General features: G+C 36.3%; 12 protein-coding genes. 10 read left to right on the top strand and 2 right to left on the bottom strand.

Features of this window, described 5'->3' with window-relative positions; all coding sequences use genetic code 11:
- Positions 1-34 precede the first annotated feature (34 nt).
- The 3 genes from rsmI (at position 35) to BMS_RS08925 (ending at position 2,881) form a co-directional block, all read left to right on the top strand.
- Complete coding sequence (rsmI, locus tag BMS_RS08935; protein ID WP_014244489.1) at positions 35-853, top strand: 16S rRNA (cytidine(1402)-2'-O)-methyltransferase; 819 nt, start codon at positions 35-37, stop codon at positions 851-853.
- A 67-nt stretch (positions 854-920) separates the two neighbouring features.
- Positions 921-2,084, top strand: coding sequence for an HD domain-containing phosphohydrolase (locus BMS_RS08930; protein ID WP_014244488.1), 1,164 nt, complete (start codon positions 921-923; stop codon positions 2,082-2,084).
- A 32-nt stretch (positions 2,085-2,116) separates the two neighbouring features.
- Positions 2,117-2,881: an MBL fold metallo-hydrolase gene (locus BMS_RS08925; RefSeq protein ID WP_014244487.1), complete on the top strand. Its 765-nt coding sequence runs from the start codon at positions 2,117-2,119 to the stop codon at positions 2,879-2,881.
- On the opposite strand, the gene BMS_RS08920 is transcribed toward BMS_RS08925, so the two are convergent.
- On the bottom strand, positions 2,878-5,250 hold the full coding sequence (locus BMS_RS08920; RefSeq protein WP_157868265.1) for a hypothetical protein: 2,373 nt from the start codon (positions 5,248-5,250) through the stop codon (positions 2,878-2,880). The genes BMS_RS08925 and BMS_RS08920 overlap by 4 nt on opposite strands.
- A gap of 240 nt (positions 5,251-5,490) precedes the next feature.
- On the opposite strand from BMS_RS08920, the gene accD reads away from it, so the two are divergent.
- The 7 genes from accD to BMS_RS08885 are packed head-to-tail and all read left to right on the top strand — an operon-like array spanning position 5,491 to position 12,681.
- Positions 5,491-6,339, top strand: a complete 849-nt coding sequence (gene accD / locus BMS_RS08915; RefSeq protein ID WP_014244485.1) for an acetyl-CoA carboxylase, carboxyltransferase subunit beta — start codon at positions 5,491-5,493, stop codon at positions 6,337-6,339.
- Positions 6,340-6,341: 2 nt separating this feature from the next.
- On the top strand, positions 6,342-7,562 hold the full coding sequence (locus BMS_RS16925) for a folylpolyglutamate synthase/dihydrofolate synthase family protein (RefSeq protein WP_014244484.1): 1,221 nt from the start codon (positions 6,342-6,344) through the stop codon (positions 7,560-7,562).
- Positions 7,459-9,909, top strand: a complete 2,451-nt coding sequence (locus tag BMS_RS08905; protein ID WP_162137848.1) for an LPS-assembly protein LptD — start codon at positions 7,459-7,461, stop codon at positions 9,907-9,909. Before BMS_RS16925 ends, BMS_RS08905 begins: the two co-directional genes overlap by 104 nt.
- 2 nt (positions 9,910-9,911) lie before the next feature.
- The gene (locus tag BMS_RS08900; RefSeq protein ID WP_014244482.1) at positions 9,912-10,484 is read left to right on the top strand and encodes an aminodeoxychorismate/anthranilate synthase component II; all 573 of its coding nucleotides are present in this window, start codon (positions 9,912-9,914) and stop codon (positions 10,482-10,484) included.
- A 9-nt stretch (positions 10,485-10,493) separates the two neighbouring features.
- Positions 10,494-11,159 carry a hypothetical protein gene (locus BMS_RS08895; RefSeq protein WP_044557452.1) on the top strand — a complete coding sequence of 222 codons (666 nt, stop codon included), beginning with the start codon at positions 10,494-10,496 and terminating at the stop codon, positions 11,157-11,159.
- A gap of 56 nt (positions 11,160-11,215) precedes the next feature.
- Positions 11,216-11,995 (top strand): 5'/3'-nucleotidase SurE, encoded by a 780-nt coding sequence (surE, locus tag BMS_RS08890; protein WP_014244480.1) that lies wholly within the window; start codon positions 11,216-11,218, stop codon positions 11,993-11,995.
- Between the two features lie 32 nt (positions 11,996-12,027).
- Positions 12,028-12,681 carry a LysM peptidoglycan-binding domain-containing M23 family metallopeptidase gene (locus tag BMS_RS08885; RefSeq protein WP_014244479.1) on the top strand — a complete coding sequence of 218 codons (654 nt, stop codon included), beginning with the start codon at positions 12,028-12,030 and terminating at the stop codon, positions 12,679-12,681.
- Between the two features lie 2 nt (positions 12,682-12,683).
- Here the strand turns inward: BMS_RS08885 and BMS_RS08880 are convergent, their stop codons facing one another.
- Complete coding sequence (locus BMS_RS08880; RefSeq protein ID WP_014244478.1) at positions 12,684-13,277, bottom strand: exonuclease domain-containing protein; 594 nt, start codon at positions 13,275-13,277, stop codon at positions 12,684-12,686.
- Positions 13,278-13,283 lie beyond the last annotated feature (6 nt).

Below are 13,283 nucleotides of genomic sequence, written 5' to 3'. Positions count from 1 at the left end.
AATTTCACTGCACCGCAGAAAAGGGAGATAGACTTTGTCCACTTTAAAGCTGGTAACTCTACCAATTGGAAATCTATCAGATATGACTCCAAGGGCACTTGAGACATTAAAGAATGAGAGGCTGTTCTTGGCCGAAGATACGAGAAATCTTAGAAAGATCTTTGATCTACTTGGTGTTGATGGAAGTCAGAAAAATGTCGACTCTTTTCATGATCACTCAAAAGATAAAGTTGATTACTACGTGACTAAAATGAAGAGCGGGCATAGTTATGTCTTAGTATCCGATGCTGGAAGTCCAGTAATTTCGGACCCTGCATTTCCTCTGGTTAGGGCCTGTATTGATGCAGGTATTGAAATAGAAACTGCTCCAGGTGTAAGTGCTGTGACAACGGCCCTTGAGCTTAGTGGACTACCACCTCAGCCTTTTACCTTTTATGGCTTTACTCCAAGAGATGATTCAAAGAAAAGAGAGTTTTTTACTTCATTATTATCTCAAAGTGGAACTTTTATATTCTTTGAAAGCCCACACCGATTGATGAAGACGCTAAAAGTTCTAGAACAAGTACTGCCTGATTCAGATATAGCAGTAGCTCGTGAGCTTACGAAGAAATTTGAAACTATTTATAGATTTAAGGCCAAGGACTTTGAGTCGATCGAAATTAAGAGTGTTGGTGAAATTGTTCTATTAATTCACCATGAGGCGAGCGCAAAATCTCTCAAGTCAAAGAAACTAGAGGCCTTAGCACTCGATTACTTAGATAAGAAACAAAATAAGAAGAATCTCTCAAAATTATTGGCCGAAATACTTGATGAAAACTCTAAGGATATTTATCAAAAGCTCAGCAGGGACTAGCCTAGAGTAAAGTTTTTTCTTAATAAGTCGATAAATTCTATGTGTTTATGAATTTATTGGATGAATTATGAAAGAGAAAAGACAGAACTTTATTGCAAGAGAAATTAATGACGGTCTCGATGAGTTAGAGAAGTCACATCGATTGAATCGTTTTGAATCAATGCTTAAGTTTTCTAGAGTTATATCTGGCTCCCTTTCACTAAAAGATATTATCAAAAAGGCTAAAGGCCATACTAAGAAACTTCTTGAGTGCGAGCATGTATGTATCTATCTCAAAGAAAAGGAGAGTCACTCCCTTTCAATGATTGATCAAAGTGGTCACAAGCACGTCTTAGAGATCAATGAAAACTCATTTGTTGGAAGTAGCGCTTATCTTGGAGCAACTTTAAAAGTTGATAGAGGGGTTAGTGATATTAGGTTTGCTAGAGAAGTGGCCCCTATTAAAAAACTGCGACCAAAAACAATGCTTGTGCTGCCACTGGTTCTAAATGGAGAACTACTTGGTGTCATTCAAGCTACAAATTCACTAAATAAGAATTTCAATGAGCAGGATATACAATTTGGTGAATCTGTAGCGGCTCAGCTAACACCAGTTATTCAAAATGCATTTCTCTATGAAGAGTTGCATACGCAATTTATTCAAGTTGTAGAGGCGCTAGCAGATACAATTACAAAGAAAGATACTTATACTGGTGGCCATACTAAGAGAGTTGCCCATTTTGCAATGAAGATTGGTGCAAAACTTAACCTAACATGGGAAGAGATGAATGATTTAAAACTCTCTGCTGTTCTTCACGATATCGGAAAAATAGGTATCGAAGACGCTATCTTAAAAAAGAGAGCTCCTTTAACGGATGAAGAGTTTAAAATAATGAGAGATCATCCTAGGCTTGGTTATGAGATTCTAAAAAATGTCGATAGTCTCAGCGCTGTAGTTGATGGAATGCGCTTTCACCATGAAAGGCCGGATGGTCTTGGCTATCCGTATGGACTAAAGGGTGATGAAATTCCAGTTATAGCTATGATTATCTCGGTGGCAGATACATTTGATGCCATGATAAGTACTAGACCATATCGCAAGGGTTTACCTCCAATGGTTGCCTATAAAGAAATATTAGATCATAGAGGCACACAATTTAGTGAAGTGGTGGTTGATGCTTTTGCCGCGTGGTTTGAGACTACAAAAATGTATTCTCCAAATAGACTGGATTCTAAGAAGAAAGCAAGCTAAAATATATTTAGATAATTTTTTAAGGAAGAAAAATGTTAGTACGTATTATCGGTGGACACGGTGGAGTGTCACCAGGTTTTAGAGCAACAAGTTACCTCATTGATGGTAAATTATTAATAGATGCAGGCTCTGTGGCCAGTGGTATTCAAATCCCCGAGCAAGTTCTAATAGATAATATTCTTATTTCCCACTCTCATTTAGATCACATATCTGACTTAGCTTTCTTGGCCGATAATTGCTTTGGTCAAAAGGGAAGACCTTTTGAAATCCATACAGTTAAACAAGTTAAAGAGACAATAATGACTCACTTGCTGAATGATAAGATCTGGCCAGATTTTACAAAGCTACCAAGTGCAAAGAATCCAACTCTTCATTTCAATGAATTAGAGCCTGAGAAAGAAGTTGAGATTGGTGATTATAAAGTTACACCTGTTCCTGTTAATCACGATGGTCCCGGGCATGGTTTTATTATTGAAAAAAATGGTTCATGCATTGTTTTTACTCAAGATACAGGGCCTACGGATAGAATCTGGGAAGTGGCAAAAACTAAGAAGAATTTAAAAGCGATATTCACTGAGGTGAGTTTTCCAAATAATATGATGCAAGTAGCACTGGATTCAAAGCACCATACTCCAAGTACTATGGTTGAAGAGATGAAGAAAATGCCTGCAGACGTTCCTATTTTTCTCGGACATTTAAAGCCTAACTTCCAGGATCAGCTCTTTAAAGAAATTGATATGATCGGAAGCGATAGAATATCTGTTCTAGGTTCCGATGATACCAGTTATGTTTTCTAATTAAAGCCAGGTGTAATATATGGCGTAGAAGGCGGCAGTATTAGTGGCTGCTGCATTGGTGGCATATACTTTGGTGCAAAAGTTTTAGCTTCTTCCTTTGGAGTACAGCCTTTAGAGCGACGAGAGCTAAACGGATCACTGTCTTCGTCTTCTTCCTCACATTCGTCTTCGTCGTTATCACTCTTTTCTCTTTCTTCTTTGAGAGGACTTACAGTGTAGGAATTTGTTGTTTTTACTTTGTCAGGTACTTCAAAAGTAACAGAAATAGTTTGCTTTTCCTCTGTACGCTCTAGTTCAAGCTTTGGACCTTGACCACATTCTTTATCATCACATTTCCATTTATAATTACCAGGAAGGTCTTTATACTTTTCATCCACACTGGCCTTTAATTTTACTTCTTTGTCTTCAAGTTTATTTTGTCCATCTTTACTAATTCTTACTCCTACTTTATTTTCCATCACACCGTTGTCACTTTGATCAGCTACGGTAACAGTATACTCGACTTTGTTAAAGAGATTTGTAGTAAGTTCGTAATCAATAGGTTGTTCTTCTTCTTTTTCTTCTACAGAGTTATCTAGGTTCGTAATTTTATACTTCCACTTTACTTTAGATCCTTCTGGAGCTCCTGTAACGACAGCTCTTAGTTTGGCCGAGACATTTGGTATATCTTCAGTTATTTCTACTTTGATTGTTGGCCCAGCAGGTACCTCTGGCTTAAGTATAATTGATGAGGCTTCTGGAGGTGAGGCTTTATTAGTATCAATTTGATGATCTACTAGTTCAAATTTAACTTCGATTTCTTCAGTAACCTCTTTATCTAGAGCACAAATTAACTTATGTAGATCTTCAGGATTATCTATACATGTAAGGCCTTCAGGTAGAGTCCAGTTTACTTTGGAAGCTTTAAGCTCATCAGATTCAAAGTTTGCTTGCTCCTCATCTTTTTGTAATTTTAGTGTGACAATATTCTTATCGCTACTTGCTGAAAAAGCGTAGATGATAAGAGGATCCGTTGGATGTACAGGTTCTAATGGCTCTTCAGGTTCAGGTTTAGGTCTAGGATTACAGTCAATGAAGTATTTAGATCCATTGCCATTTAAGTCTCTATTGGAGTAATTGTCATCAATAGAGAGCATTTTAATTTGTTCACCAGCACTATTGGTGAAATGAAATTGAAGCTGAGAGTGGGGGTCGTCATTTGGAAAACTGACACCATCGTATGTGACTCTATCTGTAAATCTCTTAAGCGTTTTATTAGAGCCATCTTCAAAGTTTTCACCATCATTTCTAATGACGTGATCGTGACCTTGTGATCCGTCAAAAAGGTTCATACTCCAGTCTTGATTATCAGCACCTGGAATATATTGAAAGTCCATGGCCATTTCAATTTTATACTTGCCCGGGAATCCTTCACTTGGGCTTACTTTACAACTTTCCACACTAAATTGTGCCCCAGCATAGTGAACAGAAATAGGTCTATTAATATTTGTGGCTTCTGGAGAGTTGATTCTACTTAGTATATTTTCAGTACTTAGAATTAGGCCTTGAGTTGGAGGATCAAAGGGGGAGGATAGACTACACATTCCAGTGTTAGAGGCATTCTCTCTTAGAAATTGATGGCAATCTTGTGACATATCCTTCGCCATTTCTATAATTTCTTCTTTTAGCTTCTTGATTGCACTTCTAACATCGCTATCATAAGTCGAAACTTTCTTGGCAGAGAAATTTCTATCAACATCATCTCTAGTTCCATCTCTATCATGAAACCTTCTTTGGTAGAAATTTCTGGCCACATCTCCTACAAAGAGATTCCAGCCATCAACTTTCTTACTTTGAGATCTGAAGTTAAACTTATTAAGAGCTTCTTTTTCATAGTCTGCAATGTGAAATTTCTTATCATCCAAGCTTCTTGAAAAGACAATAAGGGCCTCTAACTTTTCTTTTGTCGCATTTCTTACTGCGGCCCTAGATGATTCCTTCATTTCTCGTGCATCTCTAAATGATGAGCTAAACTCTGTTAACTGCTCCATTACCTTTGATGCATCCATGGCAGGTGAGTGATTATTATTTCTAATATACTTGTCTATTTTATCTTCAAATTCTTTTAATTGCTCTTCACTACCATTTGCAAAGAGGTGATTGGCATAGGCCAATTTTTGAAAACTACTGCCAAGAACTTTTTCGGCTAATTCCCTTGCAGCTCCATCGTCTTGATTTATAAGTTGATTCAAATTGCTCTTGTATTCTAGACTACACTGCTCTTTAGTCATTGCGAGTGCATTATTTGAGACGAGTATAAAGAGAGGCAGCATTAAGCTAAAACTCAATAGTTTTACAAAATTTAAATTTATTCTTAATTCTCTTCTCATTTTTTTTATTCTACCTCTCATACCTCATCGGCTAATATGAGAAATAGTTTAGTTAAAAACTCAGATATAATATTCTCATACTTTCAACCCCTTAGCTGTTTTAGTTTTTTATTGAGTTTTCTCACTAAGTAGCCAAAAATATATGGCATTTCCGCTAGGCGTCTAAAAAAAACCTTGTCTAAAGAGAATTGCAATATCATCATGGCAATACATAAATAGTAATAAATACGGAGATTCCATATGGGTTGGTTTGATACGGTTCAAAACCCTAAATTGAAAAGTGCAAAGAAAGTTTCAACAAATACTCCTTCTGGACTTTGGAAGAAGTGTACAAATTGTTCGGAAATTATTCAAAGTGATAAGCTAGATGAAGTTTATCAGGTTTGTCCTTATTGTGATCATCACTTTAGATTAAGTGCTCATGAGAGAATTAACCTTATCATTGATGAGGGGACTTTTGAGTATCATCTTGAGGATATGACTTCTTCTGATCCTTTAGAGTTTGTAGATAAGAAATCTTATAAAACAAGACTAAGTGAGGCCTACGAAAAGACTGGTCTTTATGATGGAACTCTTTGTGGTGTTGGTAAGATAAATAAGAAAGATGTCGCTCTTTGTGTAATGAATTTTCAGTACATGGGTGGATCTATGGGCGTTGTTACAGGTGAGAAAGTTGCTCACGTTATGGACATAGCTCTAGAAAAGAAAATTCCAGCAATTGTTCTGTGCTCATCTGGTGGAGCAAGAATGCAAGAAGGTATTCTCTCTCTCATGCAAATGGCCAAAACATCAGCAGCAAGACAGAAGCTTAAAAATGCAGGTATTCCATTTATCTCTATTTTAACTGATCCTACTACAGGTGGTGTTGCCGCTTCATATGCAATGCTTGGAGATATAAATATTGCCGAGCCTAAAGCTCTAATCGGTTTCGCAGGGCCAAGAGTTATCGAGCAATCTATCCGTCAAACTCTTCCACAAGGTTTTCAAAGATCTGAATTCCTATTAGAGCATGGTTTTGTTGATAGAATTGTTCATCGTCACCAGCTTAAAGAAGAACTTAGCTACTTTGTTGAGTTATTTGAAAAGTAGGAATGGCCTACCATAAATTTAAAGATGATTATTTAGATAAACTGCTCCAAAGCTACTTTGGGGCAGAGTTCTTCAATCCAAATCATTCTGAAGTTCAACAGTACTTCAATTCTTTTAGAGAAGAGATCTCTCATTCAAAAACTAAAATTATCACAATAGCTGGAACCAATGGTAAGGGACAAACGTCTCACTACATTAATGATATTTTAGTGAGTCAAGGATTTAAGACTGGGTTATGGACTTCCCCCCACGTCTTAAGTGTGACTGAAAGGTTTAAATTTAATGATCAAAATATTGATCACGATAACCTAAAAGAAGTCTTTGAGCGTGTTTATAGTAAAGATTTTAAATTAAGTTACTACGAGTTTCTCTTTTACTGTTTTTGCTCTATCGCAACAAAGAGAGAGTTAGACTATATTATCTTAGAGGTTGGACTAGGTGGAAGACTTGATGCAGTTAACTTCTTAGATGCCGATTACACCCTACTAACTTCTATCTCTAAAGATCACGAAGAATTTCTTGGAAGCTCTTTAACGGGAATTTTACAAGAGAAACTCGGTGTATGTCGCGCCCCTGCTCCTCATTTTTCTGCTCTTTCGCAAAGCTTTCTAAGAAAGCGTCAAGGTGAGATTTTAAAAGGCCATCACTTTATTGATCTCTTTGAGAGTGGAGTACTCTTAGAGGATGATGACTACTTTCTTCGCAATAAGCTACTTGCTCTCTACTTTACAACTTATCTGCAAGAGGGAGTTCTTAGTCGTGAAGAGCTTATTTCAAAAGCGTCGGAGTTTAGTTGCACTGTGACAAAAGGTAGACAAGAAGAAGTGACAATTAAGGATATTAAGTTTATCTTTATAGGTGCTCATAATATTGATGGAATTAGAAAGATGAGAGATTTCTTTCTAAGTAAAAAACAAAGCGAAAAGTCCCATCTTCTTTGTGCATTTTCAAAGAGAAAGATTGAAGATGTAGAAACAAGTATTGAGATATTTAAGTCTTCTCCTTGCTTATGGGAGTCTATCAATTTTACGAGTTTTGATCATCTTAAGGCCCTTGATCTGCAGTCGATTCCAATGAGTGATGACTACGAGATTTGTGGAGACTGGAAGAGCTATTTGGATGAAGTTATTAATTCTAAAAAAGGGCAATGGATTGTCACTGGTTCATACTACTTCATTGGTGAAGTTCAAAAATATCTTAATACTCGCTTTAATCTTTTTTAGTATTAAAGCTCTTGCTGATGATAAACGAGTAAATTTCTCTTTCGGCAATAAAGTTCAAGTTCTATCTGATAAGGCCTATAGACGTTCTAAGAATAATGAGTTTGAGGCAGTTGGTAATGTTATCATTAACCATGAGAGAAACTCTATCTACGGTGAAAAAGCATCTATTTCCTTTAAAACTGGAGACGCCGAAGTTCTAGGAAATGTTCGCTATATTAGTAGTGATATGACTGTCTTTGGCTCTAAGATGGAATACAATTTCAACTCATCCTATCTAGGTGTGTATAACGGTAAAATTATAAACTCTAATTATACTGTCGTTGGAAAGTATCTCGCTAAGATTTCTGAAAATGTCTTCATTGGTCGAGAGGCCGAGTATACTACTTGTCGTGACTGTCCTGAGTCATGGAGTATATTGGGAAAAGAAGTTCAAATCACAAAGAATGAATATATTAGAATTAAACACGCCTATATCAAAGTAAATGGTGTCGTTGTAATGTATGTTCCCTACATTGTATTGCCGATTAAAAAAGACCGTGAAAGTGGTTTACTCTTTCCTAAGATCAAAATTGATTCTAAAGAAAGTGTTCACTTCGGCCTTCCCTATTTCTGGGCCATAAGTGATCACAATGATCTTACTTTTACTCCTATGGTAAGGGGGCGAAGAGGTCTAAGTGGTGAGCTACAATTTAGGCAGGCCATTCGTGGAGAGACATGGTTAGAGCTCAATACAATAGGAGTAAATGATAGAATTTGGACCCCTGGAAAAGATGACTATGAAGTGAGTGGAACCCACAATCAAAGACTTGGTGGGGACTTTGAATTTCATTCTTTCTTAGACAATACCGTAAATTTTCATACTTACTTTAGTGGTATGAGCGATCTTGATCAAGTAAGAGATTTAGAGAGCTACTATGATAAACGTCTTCGAAGCTCTGATTTAGGGCTAGAATCTTATCTAAATATTTATAATTCTCTCTTCGATATTGGTGCCGAAGTAGAGTTTAAGAGAAATCTCTTATTTGAGAATCCGAAGGGGTTTGATCACGATTATGTTCAAACACTACCGAGGGTTCACTTTAACTCTATACCTTTCTACCTGTGGCAGGGGGATTTCTTTGGCGGTAAGAGTTTGAGTTTTCAGTGGAAGTCTGAAGGTGTGGTCTTCAAGCAAAATCACTTTAATGAAGGACAGTATATTAGAAATGCCACAAGACTAAACCTTAGGCCAAAATTATTGTGGGACTTAGGTTATCTTGGACCAGTGAACTTTAAATCATCGGTTTCAATGGATAGACAGGATTATTGGTTCTCACATGAGCAAGGGGATAAGAAATTTTCAAAGAGTGGTTTTGTTTATGAGAATGAAGCTTCTTTTGAAATTAGTAAGATTTTTGGTCTCTCCTATGACGAGAGTATTCCTCTTGAGAGAATAGATCTAGAGAAGTCTAAAGGCTTAGATATTGAAACAAAGGAAGAAGATATCAAATTTGAGGGACATGTAGGGAGTGTTCCAAAGATAAATGAATCTTTTACTGAAGATCAATATAAGATCTCGAGAAATAGTTATAGATACTCCCAAGTCTATAAACTTAAGCACTATTACCTAGCTGATCAAAAACAAAAGGGAAGTCAGAAGTTTGCTAACCAAATTAAAAGTGGTGATGGGCAATTTGACTCTATCGACTCAGTTAGAGAAAAAGAGTTTGAGCTCTCTCACGTATCATCAAGAACATCTCTACCTGTTTCAAATACACTAGAGCTTCAGTGGTCCAACTCTCTTATTAAAAAGTATCCTAAAGAGGTCAATGTATTTAGAGATGGTAAGTATTTAAGAGATAACTTTAGCTATAGTAAAGTTGCTTATTTTGATGTCTCTCAGGGGATTGATCTAAATGCTAATACAGATAATACAGTAGATAAGCTTACAAGACTCTATGTTGGGACGGGCTTCTCTCTTAGCAATTTTTCATTCTCTCTCTCTGAATACTTCTATCATCAAAATAATGAGCATATCTTAAATTTCTCTATTGCTCATAAGCTTAGTCGATTTAATTACGGCCTTACCTTTAGGTATGATTCATTTACAACTCCAATTAATAAGACAGCTGATTTAACTGCTAGTTTAAAGCTAAATGACCTCTTTAATTTAAAAACAATTCAAAGGTATGATTTAGATGATAAAGGTTTTACTGAATCTTATTACCAACTTCTTTATTCACCTCTTAATAATTGTTGGAAGGCAGATGTTTCTTATAAGACTACTGAGATTGAACACTCTATCGCGTTTAACTTCTATATTAATTTCAACGAAAATAAGTTCTATTCTCTATCTGGAGGAGAGTAGTCTTGAGAGTATTGATTTTAGATTTCGAGGATAGTTTCACATTTAATATTTTCTCTACCTTAAAATCTATGAATATAGAGGTTGAAATCCTTCATTTTAGGGAGTTTCAAATTGATATGGGGGAGTACTTCTCGCATATTGTTCTTGGTCCAGGACCAGGGCATATAGAAGATTATGTTGATTTTTCTTTTGTGGTCTCTAAATTGATTTTAGACTCTCTAAGTGAAAAAATTAAATTAATAGGTATTTGCCTTGGCCATCAATTAATACAACACGAACTTGGCAGAAGTATTTCTAGATTGGAGACACCAATTCACGGGCAATCTCAGAGTATATTCTTTCCTGACTCAAGTGCTCTAGTTAAAGAACTAAGATCTAGAGAACTAGAAGTTCAGCTCTATAATTCTTGGGCAGTTAGACCAAGAGATATAGATTATAACTTTGACTTAGAAATTCTTGGGAGTGAAGGAGAAATCTTGGCCAGTATTTCAAAGAATATAGTGACTTACCAATTTCACTGCGAGTCTATTGGAACATCTTGCCAGCAAGAATTATTTTCTCAAATTCTTGTATAATAATACTTGATGAAAAGCTCAGTTATTGTCGCAGGCATATACGACAAGAGAACAATTCAAAGATTAAAAGAAGTTGGCGTAGATCAATTAAGTTTTGATTTTAGGGCAAAGAGTTTTAATTTTTTACAGCAGCATATCTTTATGCAACTCCAACAAGAGCTACAAATCCAAGAGAAAATCTATCTTCATTTTGAAAATGAAGCAGACTTTGTCATCTCAAAGATACTTGATGATTTAAAGCTTTCTCGTGGTAGTGCTAATACTTACTTAGAGTTCTCAGATATGAACTCAGATCAATTCTACGACAAGTTTGAAACACCTTTTCTTTGGCACTATAATTTCGAATCACCTTTTATTGATAAAATTCCTAATGCAAAATATTTAAGAGGCATAATCTTTAAATTTAGTGATTTATTAAAGCTTCATGAAGATGGAGTTTTACTTAACTTCTGCAATAATTTTCACTCGCTCTATATCAATTGTTTAAAAGATGAAAATTTTAAGCTCATCCTCCAGCTAGATTGGGATAGCAATCTCTTTGCATCCATTTCAGAGCACTTTGACTTCACAGATATATCACTGAATATAAGTGATAAGGTAGAGATCTGTTACCGAAATGTTGACCTCTCCAAGGTTTCTGGCCATATAGAATATCTTAGAAATATTGATCTCTAGGTCTACTTTACTTTTTGTATATATTTAGCAATATTGCTCTAAAGTAAGGAGATTCTATGAGTTTAAATATAGTTATAAGTAATGATGATGGAGTTTATGCACCAGGTATAAATATTCTTTTCGAAGTTCTTAGTGAGATTGCCAACGTAACTATGGTGGCCCCTTTAGAAGAGAGATCGACTACAGGACATACTCTAACTCTTGATCACCCACTTAGAGTTGTAAAAATTAAAGAAAATATCTATGGATGTAGTGGTTATCCTGCAGATTGCGCACTTATGGGCTTTGGTCACATTGCTAATAAAGAAAGCGTAGACCTATTTATCTCTGGAATTAATAGGGGAGCTAACCTTGGTCAAGATATCTATTACTCAGGTACTGTTGCTGCTGCTAGAGAGGCCACATTTCACAATATACCAAGTATTGCGGTAAGCTCCGCAATGGATTTCGCATCTACCAAGAAACCAGATGATAAATATTTTTATACCGCCGCAAACTTTATTAAGAAGTTAGTTCAGGCCAATGTACACAAATTAATCGAGCCTATGACACTTTTGAATATAAATGTACCAGAAGTACTAGAGAGTGAGGTTAAGGGCGTTGAGCTAGCTCACCTAGGCTTTAGAAGGTACTCTGAGAATATTGATATGAGAACTGATTTTAGAAATAGAGAATATTTTTGGATTGGTGGTAAGTATAATGGTCATAATAATGACGCTGGATCAGATTGCTCGGTTATAGATGAGGAAAAAATTTCCTTCACATGCCTAAATTTACTCTCACAAAGTTCCGAAGAGCCTAAAAAGTGGAGTGAGTTCTTAGATTCTTTAAAATAGAGAACCCTCTCCTAGCTTTTTAGGAGAATGTTTTGAATTTAAAAGTCATATTATTGGCACTAGTAATGTTTTGCTTTTCTTGCTCTCACCTTGGGAGTGGACAATATGTTCAGATAAGAAAGGGAGATTCATACACTAAGCTCGCCAAAGAATTTAAAGTTGATAAGTGGGTCTTAGAAGAGGCCAATAATAAGAAGTCGCTCAAAGTGGGCGACTGGTTCTTCGTTCCACTTGAGCGTGGTCTTATCGGTGCAAAGAATATGCGTATGCCTGCAAGTACTGTTCAGTATATGGCAAGTGGGCGCTATATTTGGCCAGTTCCTTCAAGCTCTAGAATTAGTTCTGGTTTTGGCAGACGCTGGGGAAGACATCATGATGGAATCGATATTCCAGCTAGAAATGGTGCACATATTGTGAGTATTGATTCAGGAGTTGTTGTCTATTCAGGTAAAGAAATGGGTGGATATGGAAATATTACTGTCGTTGCTCATAAGAATGGAATTTTCTCTGTCTATGCTCATGCATCTAAGAATTACACAGCTAAGGGACAGAAAGTTCATAAAGGACAGGTTATTGCTCTTGTAGGTAGTACAGGGAGATCAACTGGGCCTCACCTTCACTTTGAGATTAGACGTAACTCAAAGGCATTGAATCCAAAGAACTTTGTAAGTTACAAGAGTAAGTAGGCTTACCTTTTAATTGAATCCATGATCATAAGATAGAGCTTGGCCGTATTCACTGCATCTTCAAGTGCAGTGTGGGCCACATCACCCATTTTGAAATACTTCATTAGACCTGAGCCGCTTTGACATTCATTAGGAAGTAGCTTCATATCACAAAGTCCAATAACAACGCTTGATAGGTCTAGTACTTGATGGTGAAAATGCTTTCTCATAAAATCCCACCCCAAGTCTCTATTTAAAAAAGGTAGATCAATTGCATTCATCGATTTACCAAAGAGAATAATTTTATCCTTATCACTCTTTCCAAAGTAATTGATAACTTCTTCACTCTCAAGATACTCAGTTAGTATCTCTTTAAATTTTGAGAGCTCTTCTCCCTGTGCATGGGCCTTAGATATTAATTCTTCATTATGATCGATTACCCACTGATCCAGCTTTGGTTTAAGCTCTTCAAAACTGGGGCACTTTATATACCAATTCCTTTGAAGTTCGTGAGCAATCTCTCCCGTTTCGGCGCAAAATGGAACCATTCCAAACTCAATAATTAAATCATCTTCTGCTAGTCCAGTTGCTTCAATATCAAATGAGAGGTACTTCATATTTAT

The sequence above is a fragment of the Halobacteriovorax marinus SJ genome, assembly GCF_000210915.2.
Taxonomy (GTDB): Bacteria; Bdellovibrionota; Bacteriovoracia; order Bacteriovoracales; family Bacteriovoracaceae; genus Halobacteriovorax; species Halobacteriovorax marinus.
This window is presented reverse-complemented; position numbering and strand designations above follow the sequence as displayed.

Bases quoted from the DNA above. Each gene is read 5' to 3' on its own strand.
- BMS_RS08930 (WP_014244488.1), top strand. From the start codon at position 921: ATGAAAGAGAAAAGACAGAACTTTATTGCAAGAGAAATTAATGACGGT.
- BMS_RS08925 (WP_014244487.1), top strand. From the start codon at position 2,117: ATGTTAGTACGTATTATCGGTGGACACGGTGGAGTGTCACCAGGTTTT.
- BMS_RS08920 (WP_157868265.1), bottom strand. From the start codon at position 5,250: ATGAGAAGAGAATTAAGAATAAATTTAAATTTTGTAAAACTATTGAGT.
- accD (WP_014244485.1), top strand. From the start codon at position 5,491: ATGGGTTGGTTTGATACGGTTCAAAACCCTAAATTGAAAAGTGCAAAG.
- BMS_RS16925 (WP_014244484.1), top strand. From the start codon at position 6,342: ATGGCCTACCATAAATTTAAAGATGATTATTTAGATAAACTGCTCCAA.
- BMS_RS08905 (WP_162137848.1), top strand. From the start codon at position 7,459: ATGAAGTTATTAATTCTAAAAAAGGGCAATGGATTGTCACTGGTTCAT.
- BMS_RS08895 (WP_044557452.1), top strand. From the start codon at position 10,494: ATGAAAAGCTCAGTTATTGTCGCAGGCATATACGACAAGAGAACAATT.
- surE (WP_014244480.1), top strand. From the start codon at position 11,216: ATGAGTTTAAATATAGTTATAAGTAATGATGATGGAGTTTATGCACCA.
- BMS_RS08880 (WP_014244478.1), bottom strand. From the start codon at position 13,277: ATGAAGTACCTCTCATTTGATATTGAAGCAACTGGACTAGCAGAAGAT.